The 19129-nt window shown below is 69.3% G+C and carries 17 protein-coding genes; all 17 read right to left on the bottom strand.

All coding sequences use genetic code 11. The features are described from left to right. Positions 1-33: 33 nt before the first annotated feature. Positions 34-942, bottom strand: coding sequence for a guanylate kinase (gene gmk, locus KZC52_RS02305; RefSeq protein WP_247622454.1), 909 nt, complete (start codon positions 940-942; stop codon positions 34-36). Beyond that, positions 935-1780 (bottom strand): orotidine-5'-phosphate decarboxylase, encoded by an 846-nt coding sequence (pyrF, locus tag KZC52_RS02300; protein ID WP_247622453.1) that lies wholly within the window; start codon positions 1778-1780, stop codon positions 935-937. The genes gmk and pyrF overlap by 8 nt, the downstream gene beginning before the upstream one ends. Next, positions 1777-5064, bottom strand: coding sequence for a carbamoyl-phosphate synthase large subunit (carB, locus tag KZC52_RS02295; protein WP_247622452.1), 3288 nt, complete (start codon positions 5062-5064; stop codon positions 1777-1779). Before carB ends, pyrF begins: the two co-directional genes overlap by 4 nt. Beyond that, positions 5064-6209, bottom strand: a complete 1146-nt coding sequence (gene carA / locus KZC52_RS02290; protein WP_247622451.1) for a glutamine-hydrolyzing carbamoyl-phosphate synthase small subunit — start codon at positions 6207-6209, stop codon at positions 5064-5066. Before carA ends, carB begins: the two co-directional genes overlap by 1 nt. After that, complete coding sequence (locus tag KZC52_RS02285; protein WP_247622450.1) at positions 6206-6718, bottom strand: PH-like domain-containing protein; 513 nt, start codon at positions 6716-6718, stop codon at positions 6206-6208. Before KZC52_RS02285 ends, carA begins: the two co-directional genes overlap by 4 nt. Further along, positions 6715-8019: a dihydroorotase gene (locus KZC52_RS02280; RefSeq protein ID WP_247622449.1), complete on the bottom strand. Its 1305-nt coding sequence runs from the start codon at positions 8017-8019 to the stop codon at positions 6715-6717. Before KZC52_RS02280 ends, KZC52_RS02285 begins: the two co-directional genes overlap by 4 nt. Next, a complete protein-coding gene (locus KZC52_RS02275) occupies positions 8016-8981 on the bottom strand; it encodes an aspartate carbamoyltransferase catalytic subunit (protein WP_247622448.1) in 966 nt (321 codons plus the stop codon). The genes KZC52_RS02280 and KZC52_RS02275 overlap by 4 nt, the downstream gene beginning before the upstream one ends. Then, positions 8978-9508, bottom strand: coding sequence for a bifunctional pyr operon transcriptional regulator/uracil phosphoribosyltransferase PyrR (gene pyrR, locus KZC52_RS02270; RefSeq protein ID WP_247622447.1), 531 nt, complete (start codon positions 9506-9508; stop codon positions 8978-8980). The genes KZC52_RS02275 and pyrR overlap by 4 nt, the downstream gene beginning before the upstream one ends. 68 nt (positions 9509-9576) lie before the next feature. Then, a complete protein-coding gene (locus tag KZC52_RS02265) occupies positions 9577-10092 on the bottom strand; it encodes a hypothetical protein (protein ID WP_247622446.1) in 516 nt (171 codons plus the stop codon). A gap of 4 nt (positions 10093-10096) precedes the next feature. Continuing rightward, complete coding sequence (locus KZC52_RS02260; RefSeq protein ID WP_247622445.1) at positions 10097-11674, bottom strand: Rieske 2Fe-2S domain-containing protein; 1578 nt, start codon at positions 11672-11674, stop codon at positions 10097-10099. Positions 11675-11797: 123 nt separating this feature from the next. Then, entirely contained in the window at positions 11798-14764 is a 2967-nt protein-coding gene (locus tag KZC52_RS02255) for a DEAD/DEAH box helicase (RefSeq protein ID WP_247622444.1), read from the bottom strand. A 54-nt stretch (positions 14765-14818) separates the two neighbouring features. Next, on the bottom strand, positions 14819-15229 hold the full coding sequence (nusB, locus tag KZC52_RS02250) for a transcription antitermination factor NusB (RefSeq protein ID WP_247622443.1): 411 nt from the start codon (positions 15227-15229) through the stop codon (positions 14819-14821). 3 nt (positions 15230-15232) lie between these two features. Continuing rightward, positions 15233-15793, bottom strand: a complete 561-nt coding sequence (gene efp, locus KZC52_RS02245; protein WP_247622442.1) for an elongation factor P — start codon at positions 15791-15793, stop codon at positions 15233-15235. A 73-nt stretch (positions 15794-15866) separates the two neighbouring features. Continuing rightward, positions 15867-16304: a type II 3-dehydroquinate dehydratase gene (gene aroQ / locus KZC52_RS02240; protein WP_247622441.1), complete on the bottom strand. Its 438-nt coding sequence runs from the start codon at positions 16302-16304 to the stop codon at positions 15867-15869. Next, entirely contained in the window at positions 16301-17389 is a 1089-nt protein-coding gene (gene aroB, locus KZC52_RS02235; RefSeq protein ID WP_247622440.1) for a 3-dehydroquinate synthase, read from the bottom strand. Before aroB ends, aroQ begins: the two co-directional genes overlap by 4 nt. Continuing rightward, positions 17386-17904: a shikimate kinase gene (locus KZC52_RS02230; RefSeq protein ID WP_247622439.1), complete on the bottom strand. Its 519-nt coding sequence runs from the start codon at positions 17902-17904 to the stop codon at positions 17386-17388. The genes aroB and KZC52_RS02230 overlap by 4 nt, the downstream gene beginning before the upstream one ends. Continuing rightward, positions 17888-19117 carry a chorismate synthase gene (aroC, locus tag KZC52_RS02225; protein WP_247622438.1) on the bottom strand — a complete coding sequence of 410 codons (1230 nt, stop codon included), beginning with the start codon at positions 19115-19117 and terminating at the stop codon, positions 17888-17890. The genes KZC52_RS02230 and aroC overlap by 17 nt, the downstream gene beginning before the upstream one ends. Positions 19118-19129 lie beyond the last annotated feature (12 nt).

Here is a 19129-nt window from a genome sequence, read left to right as displayed (position 1 = left end):
CGCGAAGACGGTGCGATGGGCGCGCGAGAGCACTCAGCGCGCAGAGCTTGAAGACAATTCTACGACCTCGTCGGCCGCAGCGGCGACCGTCTCGTTCACGATGAGGTGGTCGAACTCGTTCTGCGCGGCCAGTTCGACCTTCGCGGTGCGCAGTCGGCGCGCCCGTTCCTCGGGGCCCTCGGTGCCTCGTCCGACCAGCCGCTGCACCAGTTCGTCCCAGCTCGGCGGCAGCAGGAAGATGAGCGTGGCCGACGGTTCGGCGGCCCGCACCTGGCGCGCGCCCTGCAGATCGATCTCGAGCAGCACCGTCCTGCCCTCGGCCAGTGCGGCGTCGATCGGCGCCCGCGGCGTGCCGTAGCGGGAGCGGTTGTGCACGACGGCGTACTCCAGGAGCTCACCCTCGGCGATGAGCCGATCGAACTCGGCGTCGTCGACGAAGTAGTAGTGCACCCCGTCGACCTCGCCCGGTCGCGGAGCCCTCGTCGTAGCCGAGACCGAGAGGTGGATCTCGGGGTGGTTCTCGCGGATGTGCGCCGCCACGGTGCCCTTGCCGACAGCCGTCGGGCCCGCGAGGACGAGCAGTCGACTGCGTGCCCCGCGCGGCTCCGGAACCGGGAAGCGGCCGTCGAGCCACTCCGCGAGCGCGGCGCGCTGACGCACGCCCAGTCCGCCGAGGCGCTTCACCGGGGAGATCCGCAACTCGTCGAGGACGCGATCGCGCTTGCCCGCCCCGATCGCCGGGAGCGCCAGCAGGAAGTCGGTGATCCGCAACGAACCCTCGACCGAGTCGGCATCCTCCGTCGCGCGTCGCAGAACCGCCTGCGGCGTCACCACGCGCGTGGTCAGATCGCGCTTGAGCGATGCGCGTGCACGCCGGCGTTCGACCGCCTTGCGCGCCGCCGCGGCGCGGTCGACCTCGGGAACCACCCGGACATCAGACATTCAGGGACTCCTCGTACTCTGCGACGCGCGCGGTCACGGCATCGGCCAATCCGTTCGGGCCGGCGGCGAGAACGCTCCGGCTCTCGCTCGCGATCACGCAGGGCGCCATGGTGCCGAAACGCGGGCGCAGATCCTGCGGGGTCGCGCCCTGCGCTCCGAACCCCGGGGCGAGGATGGGCGCGGGTGGGGCGAACGCCGCGATCGCGGCATCCGTCCAGTCCACGGTCGCACCGATCACGAAGCCCGCGCTCCCCCACTCGCCGTCGGAGACGGCGGCGGCGTTGCGCGTGGACACCTCGTCGATCACCTGGGCGGAAACGGTCGAGCCGCCCGAACCCGTGGACGCCTGCAGCGACCGCGCCTCCGGGTTGCTGGTCGCCGCCAGGACGAACAGCCCCTTCCCGTGCGTGTGCGCCAGAGCGAGAGCGCCGTCGAGCGCGCCCACACCGAGGTACGGGTTCACCGTCAGCGCGTCGGCTTCGAGCGGCGAGCCCGGGGTCAGCCAGGCGGCCGCGTACGCATCCATGGTGCTGCCGATGTCGCCGCGCTTCGCATCGGCGATCACCAGCAGGCCCGCTCGCCGTGCAGCGGCCAGCACGTCCTCGAGGGCCGCGAAGCCCGCCGAACCGAAACGCTCGAAGAACGAGACCTGCGGCTTCACGAACGCGACGCGCTCGGCGACGGCATCCACCGTGCGAAGACCGAACTCCCGCACGCCTCGGGCGTCGTCGGCGAGACCCCACGACGCCAGCAGCGCCGCGTGCGGATCGATGCCGACGCAGAGCGGGCCGCGCGCGAGGATCCCCGCGCGCGCCCGCTCACCGAAACCTGCACTCACACCGTGGCCTGACGGTCGAGCGCATACTCCTGCAGGCTCTTCACCTGGAAGCCCTCGTCGGCCGCGTCCATACCGCTCACGGCAGCGCCGAGCACGGCCATGGTCGTGAACAGCGCCTTGTCGGCGGCGACGGCCGCCGCGCGGATCTCGTAGCCGTCGGCACGCGCCGTGCCACCCGAGGGGGTGTTCACGACGATGTCGATCGCTCCGTCGTTGATCAGGTCGACGATGTTCTGCGCGCCCGACTCCTGGGTCTCGCTGAACTTCTCCACGACCTGCACCGCGATGCCGTTCCGGGAGAGGATCTCCGCCGTGCCCTCGGTCGCGACGATCGTGAAACCGAGCTGCTGCAGCCGGTGCGCGGGCAGGATGACCGCCCGCTTGTCGGAGTCGGCGACCGAGATGAACACGGTGCCGGAGGTGGGCATGCCCCCGTATGCCGCCGCCTGGCTCTTGGCGAAGGCGGTCGGGAAGTCCTTGTCGATGCCCATGACCTCACCGGTCGAGCGCATCTCCGGTCCGAGCACGGAGTCGACGATCTTGCCGTCCTTGGTGCGGAAGCGCTTGAACGGGAGCACGGCTTCCTTCACCGCGACGGGCGAGCCGAGCGGCACCCGCGAACCGTCGTTCTCGGGCAGCATGCCCTCGGACTTCAGCTCGGCGATCGTGGAGCCGGCCATGACGCGGCTGGCCGCCTTCGCGAGCGGGATCCCCAGCGCCTTCGAGACGAACGGGACCGTACGGCTGGCGCGCGGGTTGGCCTCGATCACGTAGAGCACGCCGGCGCTGATCGCGAACTGCACGTTCAGCAGGCCGCGGACTCCGACGCCCTGAGCGATCGCGAGCGTCGCGGTGCGCACCCGATCGATGTCGCTGCGTCCGAGCGAGACGGGCGGGAGGGTGCAGCTCGAGTCGCCGGAGTGGATGCCGGCCTCCTCGAGGTGCTCCATCACGCCGCCGATGTAGAGCTCGGTGCCGTCGAACAGCGCGTCGACGTCGATCTCGATCGCGTCGTCGAGGAAGCGGTCGACGAGAAGGGGCTTGCCCTCCTCGATGACGACCTCGCCGGCGGTGCGCACGAAGTAGTCGCGCAGGCTCTCGGTGTCGTAGACGATCTCCATGCCGCGACCGCCGAGCACGAAGCTCGGGCGCACGAGCACCGGGTAACCGATGTCCTCGGCGACCGCCACGGCGCCGTCGACGTCGATCGCGGTACCGTGGCGCGGGGCCACGAGCCCGGCGGCATCGAGGATGCCGCTGAACAGCGCCCGCTCCTCCGCGAGGTCGATCGCGGCAGGACTCGTTCCGAGGATCGTGTACCCCGCCGCCTCGATGCCCTTCGCGAGCCCCAGCGGGGTCTGGCCGCCGAGCTGGCAGACGACACCCAGGATGGTGCCGCTGGCGGCCTCGGCGTCGAGGACCTCGAGAACGTCTTCGAGCGTCAGGGGCTCGAAGTACAGACGGTCCGAGGTGTCGTAGTCGGTGGACACGGTCTCCGGGTTGCAGTTGACCATGACGGTCTCGTACCCGGCATCCGACAGCGCGAACGACGCGTGCACGCACGAGTAGTCGAACTCGACGCCCTGTCCGATGCGGTTCGGTCCCGAGCCGATGATGACGACCTTGGTGCGTTCGGAGGGCTCGACCTCGGTCTCGAAGTCGTAGCTCGAGTAGTGGTAAGGCGTGAGGGCGGGGAACTCGCCGGCGCAGGTGTCGACGGTCTTGTAGACCGGGCGGATGCCGAGGCCGCGGCGCACGCCACGGATCTCGTCCTCGCTCTCGCCGCGGATCTCGGCCAGCTGCGCGTCGGAGAAGCCGTGCTCCTTGGCGTAGCGCAAGGTGGCGGCGTCGAGCTCGGGAGCGGTGCGCACGATCTCGGCGACCTCGTTGATGAGGACGATCTGGTCGAGGAACCAGGGGTCGATCGCGGTTGCGTCGAAGGCCTGCTCGATCGTCGCGCCCTTGCGCAGCGCCTGCTGAAGCACCACGATGCGACCGTCGGTCGGCGTCTTCGAGATCTCGAGGAGCTCTTCGACGGAGCGCTCCTCCGGACCCCAGTGGAAGCTCGAGCCGCGCTTCTCGAGGGAACGCAGCGCCTTCTGCAGGGCCGTGGCGTAGTTGCGACCGATGGCCATCGCCTCGCCGACCGACTTCATGGTGGTCGTGAGGGTGACGTCGGCGGCCGGGAACTTCTCGAACGCGAAGCGGGGCACCTTCACCACGACGTAATCGAGCGTGGGCTCGAAGCTCGCCGGTGTCACGCCGGTGATGTCGTTCGGGATCTCGTCGAGGCGGTAGCCGAGGGCGAGCTTCGCCGCGAGCTTCGCGATCGGGAATCCGGTCGCCTTCGATGCCAGCGCGCTCGAACGCGAGACGCGGGGGTTCATCTCGATCACGATGATGCGCCCGTTCTCGGGGTTCACCGCGAACTGGATGTTGCAGCCACCGGTGTCGACGCCGACGGCGCGGATGATGTCGATGCCGATGTCGCGCAGCTTCTGGTACTCGCGGTCGGTGAGCGTGAGCGCCGGGGCGACGGTGATCGAGTCGCCGGTGTGCACGCCGACCGGGTCGACGTTCTCGATCGAGCAGACGACGACCGTGTTGTCGGAGGTGTCGCGCATGAGCTCGAGCTCGTACTCCTTCCAGCCGAGGATCGACTCCTCGAGGAGCACCTCGTTGGTGGGCGAGTCGTGCAGACCCGCGCCGGCGATGCGCCGCAGGTCCTCCTCGTCGTAGGCGAATCCGGAGCCGAGGCCGCCCATGGTGAAGCTCGGGCGCACCACGAGCGGGTACCCGAGCTCGTCGGCGGCCGCCAGCACCTCGTCCATGGTGTGGGCGATGCGCGAGTCGGCGACGTCGGCGCCGGCGTCGAGCACGAGCTGCTTGAAGATCTGGCGGTCCTCGCCCTTGTTGATCGCCTCGAAGTTCGCGCCGATCAGCTCGACGTCGTACTTCTCGAGGATGCCGTGGTTGTGGAGCTGGATCGCCGCGTTGAGCGCGGTCTGGCCGCCGAGGGTCGGAAGGATCGCGTCGGGGCGCTCCTTCGCGATGATGGTCTCGATGACCTCCCAGGTGATCGGCTCGACGTACGTGGCGTCGGCGAAGTCCGGGTCGGTCATGATCGTCGCGGGGTTCGAGTTCACGAGGATGACGCGCACGCCCTCCTCGCGGAGCACGCGGCACGCCTGGGTGCCGGAGTAGTCGAACTCGCAGGCCTGGCCGATGACGATCGGGCCGGAGCCGATGACGAGGACGGAGTTGATGTCGTCGCGCTTGGGCATTACTTGGCGTCCTTCTGGCTGGCGATGACCAGGTCGCGGAACCGGTCGAAGAGGTAGTTGGCGTCGTGCGGTCCTGCCGCGGCCTCCGGGTGGTACTGCACCGAGAAGGCGGGGATGTCGAGAGCGCGCAGGCCCTCGACCACGTTGTCGTTGAGGCCGATATGGCTGACCTCGACCTTGCCGTAGCCGTTCGGGCTGTCGAACGCGCCGTCGAGCGGAGCGTCGACCGCGAACCCGTGGTTGTGCGCGGTGATCTCGACGCGCCCGGTGGACCTGTCGAGCACGGGCTGGTTGATGCCGCGGTGCCCGAACGGCAGCTTGTAGGTGCCGAGGCCGAGCGCGCGCCCCAGCAGCTGGTTGCCGAAGCAGATGCCGAAGAACGGCAGGCCGTCGTCGAGCACGGCGCGCAGGAGTTCGACGTGGTCGCCGGATGCCGCGGGGTCACCGGGGCCGTTCGAGTAGAAGACGGCGACGGGGTCGATCGCGCGGATGTCGTCGATGGTCGACGTCTGCGGCATCACGTGCACCTCGAAACCGCGGGAGGCGAGGTTGTCGATCGTGGCCTGCTTGACCCCGAGGTCGAGGACGGCGAGGTTGCCGACCCGCTCCCCCAGCGCCGTCGTGATCGTGACGGCGTCGACCGAGACCTCGGCCGACAGGTTCTGACCCGCCATCTGCGGCGCTTCGCGCACGATGCGCACCTGCTCATCGGCGTCGAGCGCGGCATCCGCTCCCGAGAAGATGCCACCGCGCATGGAGCCGGCGGAACGGATGTGGCGCGTGATGGCGCGGGTGTCGATGCCGCTGATGCCCACGATCCCGTCCTGCACGAGGACGTCGTCGAGCGAGGCGTTCGCGCGCCAGTTCGAGACGACGCGCGAGGGGTCGCGCACGATGTAGCCGGCGACCCAGATGCGGCGGGACTCGGGGTCCTCGTCGTTCATCCCCGTGTTGCCGATGTGGGGTGCGGTCTGCAGCACGATCTGGCCGGCGTACGACGGGTCGGTGATCGTCTCCTGGTAACCGGACATTCCGGTCGAGAAGACGACCTCGCCGAGGGTGGTGCCGCGCGCGCCGTACGCGCGGCCGGTGTAACGGGTGCCGTCCTCGAGGACGAGCACGGCGGATTCGGGAAGAGCGGTCATTCTGTGGCTCCTGTGTCGTGAGCGGCGGGGATGAGCCGTCGCAGGTCGGAGATGAGGTTCTGGGGATCGCCGGTGGCGAGTCGCAGGTAGGAATCGACGACGGTGAGGTCGTCGGCCCGCCAGTCGATCCGCACGAGTCCGCCCGGCTCGACCACGCGGTCGATGGTGACGGTCGCGCGGCCGATGTCGACCAGGCGGGAGGAGGCGAGGAACACGGTCGGTGCTCCGTCGAGGCAGAGCGCCACGCCGCGGTCCGTGATCGCGAGCTCACCGCGTGCGCGGTAGGCCAGCGGCGAGATCGCGAGGCGCTCGAGGGGCTGGTCGTGCTTCGTCGTCGAGACGTAGAGCACTTCATGACGCGACGCGACCTCGGCGTGCTCGGGCACTCCCAGCGGAGCGACGATCGCCGAATCGCGTCGCTGCCGTCGTCGCCACGAGAGCAGCATCGTCAGCAGGACGAGGAGGGCGAAAGCGATGGTGATCGCGATCGCGATGTCCCGTGCGCTCATGCGTTCAGGCCCTCGACCAGCGAGCCGGCGTCGACCGTCAGCCGTCCGCCGTGCACCGTGTACTCCACCCGACCGGGCAGGGCCCGACCGAGGTACGGAGAGTTGGTGCTGCGCCCGTGCAGGTCCCCCTCGCTGAAGACGCCCTCGACCGAGGCGTCGTAGAGCGCGAGCTGCGCGGGCTGTCCGGCGAGGAGCGGTGTGCCGTGACCGGTGAGACGACCGATCCTGGCGGGGGTCGCGCTCATCACCCGAGCGACGTCCTCCCAGCCGAGCAGTCCGGTCTGCACCATCGACTGGTGCACGACGCGCAGGGCGCTCTCGAGCCCCACCATGCCGTTCGCGGCGGCCTGCCACTCGCACGCCTTCGCCTCGCTCGGGTGCGGCGCATGATCGGTGGCCACGATGTCGATCGTGCCGTCGGCGAGGCCCTCGCGCACGGCGAGCACGTCCTCCTCGCGGCGCAGCGGCGGGTTGACCTTGTAGCGGGCGTCGTATCCTCGCACGAGCTCGTCGGTGAGGAGCAGGTGGTGAGGGGTGACCTCGGCGGTCACCGCGATCCCGCGCTTCTTGGCCCAGCGGATGATGTCCACCGACCCGGCCGTCGACAGATGGCAGACGTGCAGGCGCGACCCGACGTGCTCGGCGAGCAGCACGTCGCGCGCGATGATCGACTCCTCCGCGACCGCGGGCCAGCCCGTGAGCCCGAGCTCCGCCGAGACGGTGCCCTCGTTCATCTGGGCGCCCTCGGTGAGGCGCGGATCCTGTGCGTGCTGGGCGATGACGCCGTCGAAGGACTTCACGTACTCGAGCGCGCGCCGCATGATGAGCGGATCGAAGACGCAGAAGCCGTCGTCGCTGAAGACGCGTACCCGGGCGCGCGAGGAGGCCATCGCCCCGAGCTCGGCCAGCCGCTCGCCCTTCTGCCCGACGGTGACCGCGCCGATCGGCTGCACGGTGGCGTAGCCGGCGGCCTCGCCCAGGGCGAGTTCCTGCTCGACCACGCCGGCGGTGTCGGCGACCGGCGAGGTGTTCGGCATCGCGAAGACGGCCGTGAACCCGCCGGATGCTGCGGCCCGCGTGCCGGTGAGGATGGTCTCGGATGCCTCGTAGCCGGGCTCCCGCAGGTGGGTGTGGAGGTCGACCAGGCCCGGCAGTGCGACCAGGCCCTCGGCGTCGATGACTCGAGCCCCGGCGCGGCTGAGACCGCTGCCGATCTCGGCGATCAGGCCGTCCTCGATGATGATGTCGGCACTGTCCGTGCCGAGCAGCTTCGCACCGGTGATGACGAGGGTCTCGCTCACAGGTCTCCCCCTCGTTCGTCGTCTCGTTCCCCTGCCAGCAGCAGGTACAGCACCGCCATGCGCACGGATACTCCGTTGGTGACCTGCTCCAGCACCGTGGAGCGGGGCGAATCGGCCGCTTCGGAGGAGATCTCCAGTCCGCGGTTCATCGGTCCGGGGTGCATCACAATGCTACCGTCCGGAAGACCGGCCACACGCCGTGCGTCGAGTCCCCAGCGCCGTGAATACTCCCGCTCAGTAGGGAAATACGCGGCATTCATCCGCTCGAGCTGGATCCGCAGCATCATGACCGCGTCCGGTTCGCCGGCCAGCGCCTCGTCGAGGTCGTAGACCACGCGGATCGGCCACAGCGATACGTTCTGCGGCACGAGCGTCGGCGGCGCGACGACGGTGACGTCGGCGCCGAGGGTCGTGAGGAGCCAGACGTTCGAGCGCGCGACCCGGGAGTGCAGCACGTCGCCGACGATCACGACGCGCACGCCGGAGAGGTCGCGGCCTCGGCTGTCAGCACCGAACCGCCGCTTGCGGATCGTGAACGCGTCGAGCAGCGCCTGAGTGGGGTGCTCGTGCGTTCCATCGCCGGCGTTGACGACGCCGGCGGAGATCCATCCGCTCGTCGCCAGCGTCTGCGGGGCGCCGGAGCCGGGGTGGCGGATGACGACCGCGTCGGCGCCGATCGCCTCGAGGGTCTGGGCCGTATCCTTGAGGCTCTCGCCCTTCGACACGCTGGAGCCCTTGGCGGCGAAGTTGATGACATCGGCCGAGAGGCGCTTGGCGGCGGCCTCGAACGAGATACGCGTCCGCGTCGAGTCCTCGAAGAAGAGGTTCACGACGGTCTTGCCCCGCAGGGTCGGGAGCTTCTTGACCTCGCGGGACTGCGTGTCGGACATGTCCTCGGCGACGTCGAGGATGCGCAGCGCGGTGGCGCGATCGAGGGTGCGGGTATCCAGGAGGTGCCTCATTCGCCGATCGTCACCTCCTCGGCCCCGTCATTCTCGACGAGACGCACGTTGACACGCTCGGTGCGCGCGGAGGGGATGTTCTTGCCGACGAAATCGGGGCGGATCGGCAGCTCGCGGTGGCCGCGGTCGACCAGGATCGCCAGTCGCACGACGGACGGGCGGCCGATCGACTGGATCGCGTCGAGCGCGGCACGGATGCTCCGACCGGAGAAGAGCACGTCGTCGACGAGCACGACCGTGCGCCCCTCGATACCGCCGGCGGGGATCTCGGTCGGACGCGGAGAACGCGTCGGATGCTTCGCCAGATCGTCGCGGAAGAGCGTGACGTCGAGGGCGCCCACCGGAACGGGACGCTGAGCGATCTCGCTGATCAGAGCGCCGAGGCGACGGGCGAGCGTCACTCCGCGGGTCGGGATACCCAGCAGGACGATGTCATCGGCCCCTCGATTCGATTCGAGGATCTCGTGCGCGATACGGGTCAGAGCCCGCGAGATATCGGCTTCGTGCAAGACGGTGCGTGCACTCATCAGCCGCTCCCTTCTCCGCCTCACAGGACGGTGTTAAAGGTTGCTTTCCTCACCAGTCTAGCGGGGTGTCAGCGCCAGCCGAGCACGTCGCGGGCCCTCGCGTCCGAAGCGGGGCATTCATCCTCTGGTGCGGAGCGGAGGCGCTCGTGTGAAAGCATCGCCGACTCGGCACCGGCCGCAGAGGTGATCGCCGCGAGCGCGGCTGCGATGGAAGCCGCCGCCGTCTCGACGATCGCGGGAGCACTCTCCGGGGCGGCGTGCGGATAGACGACGAGCTCGGCTATCCCGTTCGACACGCGCCGTGCCGTCGCGATGATGACGACCTGCGGCGTGTCGGACCGAGACGATTCCTCCCGGCGTCCGGCCAGGAAGCTCGCCAGGCGACTCCTCCGGTGCGCCGCCGCCCCTCGTCCGCTCGCTTCGAGGGCGACCGCGATCCATCCCGCCTCGTCGGCGGTACCGGTGAACGCGGACTCTCGTACGGCGAAACCCTGCTCGGCGAAGAAGTCCGTTGCGATGCGCAGGAGTCGATCGGTCGTCGAACGCACCACCCACCGCGCGCCCTCAAGGGCCGGGAGCGTCACGCGGTCAGCTCGCCTCGGCGAGCACGTCGCCGGCCGGCTCCTCGAGCTTCGAGGAGCGGATCGGGTGACCGCTCGTCGACAGGCAGCGACCGGTCTTCAGGTCCCACTTCCAGTCGTGCATGCTGCACGTGAGGATGCCGTCGCCGTCGACCGTTCCGGTGCGGGTGAGGTCGGCGCGCAGGTGCGGGCACCGACGCTGCACGAGCCAGTCGCCGATCTCGGCGTCCTCGGTCTGGTCGGTCTGCTCCTGGTACCAGTTCTCGACGTACTCGATGCGGTCGACCGACAGGCACTTGAGGAACGTCGTCAGGAACTCGTTGAACTTGCCGCTGCGCCCTACCTGGAACTGCATCGACAGGAAGATCGAGTTCGACCAGTCGATCTCGTGATCACGGATGTTCGTCGAGACGAGGTCGGCGGGGATCGTGTACCAGTAGACGCACTCCTCCCCCGCGTACTCGCGCACCTTGGCGCGCGGGAAGTCGACCACCATGTCGAGGTCGCCGATCCGGAACCGCACGTTGCCGCCGACGCCGAGACGGATCGTGCGGGACTTCTTCAGCAGCGGCTCCCACCACTCCTTGATCGCCGCGAGGATCTCCTCCGCGGGCAGCGCCTCGGCTCGCGAGGCCTCTTCGTCGCGGATCTCCTGCTGACGACTGGCGCGCTGCTCCTCGAGGTAGTCCCACTTCTCGTCGAAGATGTGCGAGATCTCGGCATCGGTGTACAGCGTCTGCTCGGTCGTGACGTCACCCGAGGCGACCGTGACGACCGTACCGGGGATGAAGAGCTGACCGTCGTACTGCGGCGCCAGCTCCTTCATGTGCGCGAGGAACTGCTTCTGGTCGGTGAAGATCGATTCGCCGTTGCGCCCCGTGCCGTTGAAGTCGAAGAGCTCGTCGCGCAGGAACATGGGCGGTCCCGCCATCGGGAACACGTGCGGCGCATCGACCTTCTCGATGTAGTACATCGCGCGCTTGTTCTGCGCCTCGCGCTTGAGCTGGGCGAAGTTCTGTTTCGCATCCATCGGGAGGTCGTAGACCATCGGCCACCAGATCGCGCCCGAGACCTGGGTGAAATACGCGTCGGGCTTGCCGAAGTGCAGCAGGCTGTCGAGGTCGAGCGGGTGCGAATCGTTCTGGTTCAGCACCGACCCGGTGCCGTCGTCGACGCTGAGCGAGGAGTCGCCGATCGGGCCGTCGCTGGGGGCGCGCAGCGGGGTGATCATGATCTTGAGGTCGCCGCGCTCGATGATCTCGCCCGCGGGCGCGTACGTGATGTTGGTGTAACCGAGGGCACGGATGTCCTGCTCGAGATCGTCGATCGGGTACTCGGGCAGCAGCACCTCGATGTCCTTGCGGATGTACCGCTCGAGCAGCTTCGGGTCGAAGTGGTCGCGGTGACGATGCGAGATGTAGAGGAAGTCCGCTTCCCTCCCGAAGCGCTCCCAGTCGAGCGCGCGGTTGTCGGGGAAGGGGAACCAGGAGCCGAAGAAGGACGGTCCGAGCACGGGGTCGCAGATGATGTTCCCGCCAACCGTCTCGATGAACATCCCGGCGTGGCCGAGTCCCGTGATCCGCATTGCGCTCCTCCTGGTGCATCCCGGACGCCCCTGTTCGAGCGCCCTCCTGGCCGGCACCGATTCTACCCGCGCCCCGCTGTGCGTCCGCGGCGACCGGGCCGTGGATAACCCGGTGTCGGAGACTCAGTCGTCGAAGAGTCCGCGGATGTCGTCCGCGGTGAGCGCCTGGGCGAAGAGGGCCTCGTCGTCCATCACGGCCGAGAAGAGCCGTGCCTTGCGCCGCTGCAGGTCGAGCACCTTCTCCTCGATCGTGCCCACCGAGATCATGCGATAGACGAAGACCTGCGAGGACTGTCCGATGCGGTGCGTGCGGTCGACGGCCTGCGCCTCGGCCGCCGGGTTCCACCACGGGTCCAGCAGGAAGACGTAGTCGGCCTCGGTGAGCGTCAGGCCGAACCCACCCGCTTTGAGGCTGATGAGGAAGACCGGCTGCGTGCCGTCCCGGAAGCCGTCGACGATCTCCTGTCGGCGCAGGGACGCTCCGTCGAGATGCGCATACGGGATACCGGCGGCGGTGAGCCGTTCGGCGGCGAGGTCGAGGAACGACGTGAACTGGCTGAAGACGAGGGCGCGGTGGCCCTCCTCCTGCAGTTCGGCCACCCTCTCCAGGAGAACGTCGAGCTTGCGCGACCCGATCCGGCGATCGTTCGCATCGATGAGGGCCGGCGACAGGCTCAGCATCCGCAGCAGCGTCAGCGAACGGAACACGATGAACCGGTTGCGATCGAGATCGGGCAGCAGACCGAGCACCTTCTGACGCTCGCGCTGCAGCACGGCCTCGTACAGCGCGCGATGCGAGGCGCTGAGCTCGACTTCGAGGATCTGCTCCTGCTTCGAGGGGAGGTCGGGGGCCACGTGCTCCTTGGTGCGCCGCAGCACCAGGGGGCGGATCCGTCGCCGCAGCTGCGCGAGACGACGCTGACGGTAGGGGCCGCCCTCCTCGTTCTCGGGGACCTTGCCCTGCTCGATCGGCTGGAGGTAGCGCTCACGGAACTTTCGGGCGGAGGGGAAGAGACCGGGTGCGGTGAGCTGGAGCAGCGCCCAGAGCTCGGTGAGGCTGTTCTCGAGGGGGGTTCCGGTCACGGCGATCGTCACGTCCGAGCGGAAGCCCGCGATCGCGCGGTGCAATTTGGTCGCGGGATTCTTGACGAACTGGGCCTCATCGAGCACGATCCCCGCCCACTCGACCGCGGCGAAGGCATCCGCGTCGAGACGGGCGACCGCGTAGGTGGTGACGACCACGTCGGCGCCGAACGGCTCGGCCAGACCGGACGAGCGCGTCGCGCCGCGCACCTGCACCGTCAGCCCGGGGGCGAACCTGGCCGGCTCGGAATGCCACGTTCCGGCGACCGACGTCGGCGCGATCACGAGGAACGGCCGGCGCTCGCCCGTCTCGCGGGCATGCGCGATCAGAGTGAGGATCTGGAGTGTCTTCCCCAGGCCCATGTCGTCGGCGAGGATCCCGCCCAACCGGTGCTGCCAGAGGAAGGCGAGCCAGTCGAATCCCTCCTTCTGATACGGACGCAGCTCGGCGGTGATCCCCTGCGGCATCGGTGCGGACGGCACACCCGTGGCAGCGCGCAGCCCTTCGGCCGTGGCCCGCCAGGTGACGGCGGGGAGAGCCTGATCGGCGAGATCCTCGAACTCCTCCCAGAGGTCGGTCTGATGACGGCTGATGCGGGGCCCGGTCTCCCACTCGTCGAGGTCGGCGGCCTCCTCGAGCAGTTCGCGCAAGCGATCCAGCGCAGGATGCTGCAGCGAGAAGTAGCTCCCGTCTACGAGGAGGAGTTTCCTACGCCCCTTCGTCAGAGCGGTGAAGAGCGGTTCGAACGGAATCAGTCGGCCGTCGATGCGCACGAGCACGCCGAGGTCGAACCAGTCGGGGTCGGCGGATTCGACCGTCGAGACCGTCACCTCCGGTTCGCCGGTGAGCTCGTGATACGTCTTGCGTCGACCGGACACCTCGACGAGCACCCCCTCGACCTCGAGACGGGGGATGAGATGCGTGACGAACTCGGCGGCTTCGACGTCGTGGAACGCACCCGTCGATGTGAAGCGCGCCCCTGTCGCCCGCTGCCAGACCGCGAGGATCGGTTCGAGGATTGCCGTCTCGGCCGCCCGATCGCGCACGCCGTGGGTGGACTCGTCGAGAGGCACGCGACCGAAGCCCCGGTACTCCCATTCGAACGCGAAGGCGATCGTGTCGCCGCGACGGAACGTGAGCTGGAGCACCGGTGTCGGCAGGGGCAACGGCGGAAGATCGACCCGCGCACTGCCGCGCACCTCGATGCGCCGCGCCAGCAGCGGATACGCCTCGCGCAGGAACGCCTCTTCTTCTGCATGCGGCACGACCAGGGGGCCGGGAGCGGCGACCAGCGCGTGCACCGAGTCGCTGAGCGGTATCTCGGACAGGACCACCCGCACCCGGTGCCCATGGGAGGTCACGGCGTAGACGCCGCTGCGTCCGATCGGGCGGATGTCTGCGTCGCCGATCGTCTCGCCGTCGAACTCGACCGCGGCCGACACCTCGAGGTCGCCCTCGTCGTTCCTGGCGATGTCCGCGCGCACACCCGCACGGTCGGCCAGCACGACCTCGACATCCTTCTGCGTCGGGACGAGCGGGATGCCGAGTGCCGCGCCCGCGCGGAGGTGGGACCACAGCAGACGGGATTCGAGGTGGTCGACCAGCAACCAGTCACCCGCTGTGCCCGAGAGCAGTGAATCGCGCGCGATGCTCAGGAGGTCAGCGAACCAGCGCGAACGCTCACGCCCGTACCGCGCCGACGACCGCCGAACGGCGTCCCACGTGGCGCCGCCCTGTACCCACGCACCGCTGGCGGCGCTGCGCTCCAGAGGGCGGATGCCGAGGAGGATCTCTCCCGTGCGCCGGGCGACGTCGCGAGGTGTCGCCGCACGGAGCGGTCGGGCCGCCCAGGGGTTGCCCCCGCGCGCCTCGCGGTAGCGGAGCTCGACACCGAGCGCGAGCGGAGCGAGGTCGTCGTCAGCGTCGTCGCGCGAACCGAGCAGCGCGCGCCATCCGTCGTCCGGACGCGACGGTTCGCGTCGCGCGGGATCGATCGGGAGCGCCATGGACCTCATCCTCCCCCGCACCTCCGACACGCGGCGGAGGTGCGATCAGAGCGTTCAGGCCGCGCGGGACACCCGGCCGAGGACACCATGCACGAACGCGCCCGAGTCATCGGTCGAGAACTCCTTGGCGAGCTCCACCGCCTCGTCGATCGCGACGGCCGTCGGGACCTCGTCGTTGTGCAGGATCTCCCAGACGGCGATGCGCAGGAGTGCGCGGTCGACCGCCGGCATCCGCTCGATCTTCCACTCACGGCTGTGCGTGGTGATCTGCTCGTCTATCTCGTCGCGGTGATCGATGATGCCGTCGACGATCTCACGGGCGTACAGCCACGAGGCCTCGCGAGCAGGTTCGCTCGCCGCCCGCTTGGCCTCGGCCGCGAGGGCGATGGCGACGTCGTCTCCGCGCACGTCGGCGGAGAAGAGGATGTCGAGTGCGCGCTTGCGCGCCTTCGTCCGAGCGCTCACGCCTTACTTCTCGCGACCCAGGTACTCACCCGTGCGGGTGTCGACCTTGATCTTGGTGCCCGTCTCGAGGAACAGTGGAACCTGCATCTCGTAGCCGGTCTCGAGGGTTGCGGGCTTCGTGCCGGCCGACGAGCGGTCGCCCTGCAGACCGGGCTCGGTGTACGTCACCTCGAGGATGACCGACGCCGGAAGGTCGATGTACAGCGGGTTGCCGTTGTTCAGAGCGATCGTGACCTGCTGGTTCTCGAGCAGGAAGTTCTTCGCATCGCCGACCGTGGCCGCGCCGACCGTGAGCTGGTCGAAGTCGGTGGCGTCCATGAAGACGAAGCCGTCGCCGTCGTTGTACAGATAGGTGAAGTCGCGGCGGTCGACGTTCTCGATGTCGATCTTCGCGCCCGCGTTGTACGTGCGGTCGACGACCTTGCCGGAGACGACGTTCTTGAGCTTGGTGCGCACGAACGCACCGCCCTTTCCGGGCTTCACGTGCTGGAACTCGATGACGCTCCAGAGCTGCCCGTCGATGCTGAGGACGACGCCGTTCTTGATGTCTGCGGTAGATGCCATGCGCTGAGAGTTCCGTTCCTGTGTGGTTTTCGCGGCCGCCCTCGCAGGGCGCGGACCCGGCCGACAGTAGATTCTACGTGATGAGGGCGGTGAGCCGTCGCACGGCCTCGGCGTACCCCTCCACGCCGCGCCCGATCACCCGCACGGCGGCGACGTCCTCGAGGTAGGAGTGGTGGCGGAACTCCTCGCGCGCGTGCACGTCCGAGATGTGCACCTCGGCGAAGGGCAGGGCGATACCGGTCAATGCGTCACGCAGCGCCACGGACGTGTGGGTGAGCCCGCCGGGGTTGATCACGATCGCGGCGCAGTCCTCGCGGGCGGCCTGGATCGCATCGATCAGGACGCCCTCGTGATTGCTCTGGATCGCCCGGATCTCGTAGCCCGCCGCGGCGGCGGCATCGGTCGCGAGACGCTCGACGTCGGAGAGCGTCGCTGTGCCGTAGACCTCGGGCTCGCGCGTGCCGAGCAGATTGAGGTTGGGGCCGTTGACCAGCAGGATCCGAGCGCTCACGCGCCGACCTCCTGGTAGGCGGCGAAGAGCAGCGACTCGTCGGGAGCCTGGAGAACGGTCGGCTTGGCGATGTCGTCGAGCAGGATGAAGCGGAGCATTCCCCCACGACTCTTCTTGTCGCGCTGCATCGTGGCCAGGAGCTGCGGCCAGGCGCCCGCGCGGTACGAGGTCGGAAGACCGAGCGACTCGAGAACCGCGCGGTGGCGCAGCGCCGCCTCGTCGGACAGACGCCCGGCGAGACGCGAGAGCTCGGCAGCGAAGAGCATCCCCACCGAGATCGCCGCGCCGTGGCGCCAGCGGTAGCGCTCGGCATGCTCGATGGCGTGTCCGAGCGTGTGGCCGTAGTTGAGGATCTCGCGTTGACCGGCCTCTCGGAAGTCCTCCGAGACGACGGCGGCCTTCATCCCGATCGCGAGCTCGACGGCGCGGCGGAACTCGTCAGAGGCGGGATCCACGGCGCGTGCGGGATCCGCCTCGACGATGTCGAGGATCTCCGGCGCCCAGATGAAGCCGGCCTTCACGACCTCGGCGAACCCGGCCGTCGCCTCGTTGGCGCTGAGGCTGCGCAGCTCGTCGAGGTCGCCGATCACCGCACGCGGCGCCCAGAACGCCCCCACGAGGTTCTTGCCCTCCGCGGTGTTGATCCCGGTCTTGCCCCCGACGGAGGCGTCGACGAGACCGAGGACGGTGGTGGGCACCTGCACGAGCTGAATGCCGCGCAGCCAGGTCGCGGCCACGAAACCGGCGAGGTCGGTCACCGCTCCCCCGCCGTAGCCGATCACGGCATCCGTGCGCGTGAAGTCCGCCTGACCCATCACCTGCCAGCAGAAGGCCGCCACCTCGATGCGCTTGCCCTGCTCGGCATCCGGGATCTCTGCGAGCAGAACCTCGCGCGGACCGTTCTCGGTGTCGGCGAGGAGTCTGTCGCGCAGTTCGGCCGCCCGCGCGGCGAGCGTCGGAGGGTGCACCACGAGAATCTTGCGCACCGTGGGCGTCAGCGCCTCCGACACGCGGTCGAGGATGTCCCGACCGATCACGATGTCGTAGGCATCGTCTCCGGTGACGCTGATGGTCGTGGTGGTCATCGCTGCTCTCTCCTCCAAATGACGATCTCGTCTGCGATCTTCTGCATCGGCCGGCGCGACGTGTCGAACGTCGCCGTGGCCACTTCCTCGTACCAGTCCCGGCGCGCCTCGAAGATCGAGGTCCATCGCTCCAGGGGATCCTCCGACTCGAGCAGCGGGCGCCCGGCTCCGCGGATCCGATCCGCGACCGCCTCGGGACTCACCGTGAGGAAGACCACGGGATGCGCGCCCAGCAACGCGCGGGTTCCGGCATCCGTCACGGCGCCGCCGCCGAGGGAGATCACGCCGCCCTCCGCGAGCGCGTCGGCGACCGCGAGCCGTTCCAGCTCGCGGAAGTGATCCTCGCCGTGCTCGGCGAAGATCACGGGGATCTGTCCGTGGGCGGCGACGATGCGCTTGTCGGTGTCGATGAACGGCACACCCAAGCGGCGTGCGACACGCCGCCCCACACTGGTCTTGCCCGCAGCCATGGGACCGACGAGCACCAGTGTGAGCGGATCAGTGCTGTTCGTCATGCGCGAGCAGCGCGGCCTCGGATGCCGGCGCGGTGCGCAGCTCCGCCGGGATCGCCGCGAGGTATCCCTCGAGGTTGCGACGGGTCTCGCCGACGCTGTCGCCGCCGAACTTCTCGAGCACGGCCCGGGCGAGCTCGATGGCGACCATCGCCTCCGCCACGACGCCCGCCGCGGGGACGGCGCACACGTCGGAGCGCTGGTGGTGGGCCGTCGCGTCGTCGCCGGTCGCGATGTCGATCGTGCGCAGCGCATGCGGCACCGTGGCGATCGGCTTCATACCGGCGCGCACGCGCAGCACGGTGCCGGTCGACATCCCGCCCTCGGTTCCGCCGGCACGGTCGGAGCCGCGGGTGATGCCGCCGTCGGTCGCGAAGAGCTCGTCGTGGGCGGCCGAGCCCCGACGACGTGTTGTCTCGAATCCGTCGCCGACCTCGACCCCCTTGATGGCCTGGATGCTCATGAGCGCCTGCGCGAGGCGGGCATCGAGCCGGCGGTCCCAGTGCACGTGCGAGCCGAGCCCCGGCGGAAGGCCGTAGGCGAGCACCTCGACGATGCCGCCGAGGGTGTCACCGTCCTTCTTCGCGTCGTCGACCTCGGCGACCATCAGCGCGGAGGTGGTCGCGTCGAAGCACCGGAGCGGATCGGCGTCGAGGGCGTCGACGTCGTCCGGCGTCGGCAGCGGTGAATCCGCCGGCACGGCGACCGGTCCGATCGAGAGGGTGTGGCTCACGAGACGGATGCCGAGCTCGCTGAGGAAGGAACGGGCGACGGCACCCAGCGCGACGCGGGCGGCGGTCTCCCGAGCGCTCGCACGCTCGAGGATCGGGCGGGCCTCGTCGAAGTCGTACTTCTGCATGCCCACGAGATCGGCGTGACCCGGGCGGGGACGCGTGAGCGGGGCGCCGCGGCCGCGGGACTTGTCGGTGAGCTCGGCGGGCTCGGGGTTCATGACCTCGGTCCACTTCGGCCACTCGGTGTTGCCGATGCGCATCGCGATGGGGCTCCCCAGGGTCTTGCCGTGGCGGACGCCGCCGGAGATGCTCAGCTCGTCCTGCTCGAACTTCATGCGCGAGCCGCGCCCGTAGCCGAGTTTGCGACGCTGGAGGTCGGCCTGGATCGCCTCGGAGGAGATCGGGACACCGGAGGGAAGGCCCTCCATGATGGCGATGAGTTCGGGGCCGTGCGATTCGCCGGCCGTCAGCACGCGGAGCATTCCTCTAGTCTC

Origin of the sequence: Microbacterium galbinum (genome assembly GCF_023091225.1) — a bacterium.
Classification (GTDB): Bacteria; Actinomycetota; Actinomycetes; order Actinomycetales; family Microbacteriaceae; genus Microbacterium; species Microbacterium galbinum.
The sequence above is the reverse complement of the archived record's forward strand: the minus strand, read 5'-3'. Positions and strand labels throughout refer to the sequence as shown.

Excerpts from the sequence above, each read along its gene's own strand:
- KZC52_RS02260 (WP_247622445.1), bottom strand. The coding sequence starts at position 11,674 with ATGCGGATCACGGGACTCGGCCACGCCGGGATGTTCATCGAGACGGTT.
- KZC52_RS02230 (WP_247622439.1), bottom strand. The coding sequence starts at position 17,904 with ATGACGAACAGCACTGATCCGCTCACACTGGTGCTCGTCGGTCCCATG.
- KZC52_RS02275 (WP_247622448.1), bottom strand. The coding sequence starts at position 8,981 with ATGAGGCACCTCCTGGATACCCGCACCCTCGATCGCGCCACCGCGCTG.
- carB (WP_247622452.1), bottom strand. The coding sequence starts at position 5,064 with ATGCCCAAGCGCGACGACATCAACTCCGTCCTCGTCATCGGCTCCGGC.
- aroC (WP_247622438.1), bottom strand. The coding sequence starts at position 19,117 with ATGCTCCGCGTGCTGACGGCCGGCGAATCGCACGGCCCCGAACTCATC.
- efp (WP_247622442.1), bottom strand. The coding sequence starts at position 15,793 with ATGGCATCTACCGCAGACATCAAGAACGGCGTCGTCCTCAGCATCGAC.
- pyrR (WP_247622447.1), bottom strand. The coding sequence starts at position 9,508 with ATGAGTGCACGCACCGTCTTGCACGAAGCCGATATCTCGCGGGCTCTG.
- KZC52_RS02255 (WP_247622444.1), bottom strand. The coding sequence starts at position 14,764 with ATGGCGCTCCCGATCGATCCCGCGCGACGCGAACCGTCGCGTCCGGAC.
- carA (WP_247622451.1), bottom strand. The coding sequence starts at position 6,209 with ATGACCGCTCTTCCCGAATCCGCCGTGCTCGTCCTCGAGGACGGCACC.
- KZC52_RS02285 (WP_247622450.1), bottom strand. The coding sequence starts at position 6,718 with ATGAGCGCACGGGACATCGCGATCGCGATCACCATCGCTTTCGCCCTC.
- aroB (WP_247622440.1), bottom strand. The coding sequence starts at position 17,389 with ATGACCACCACGACCATCAGCGTCACCGGAGACGATGCCTACGACATC.
- gmk (WP_247622454.1), bottom strand. The coding sequence starts at position 942 with ATGTCTGATGTCCGGGTGGTTCCCGAGGTCGACCGCGCCGCGGCGGCG.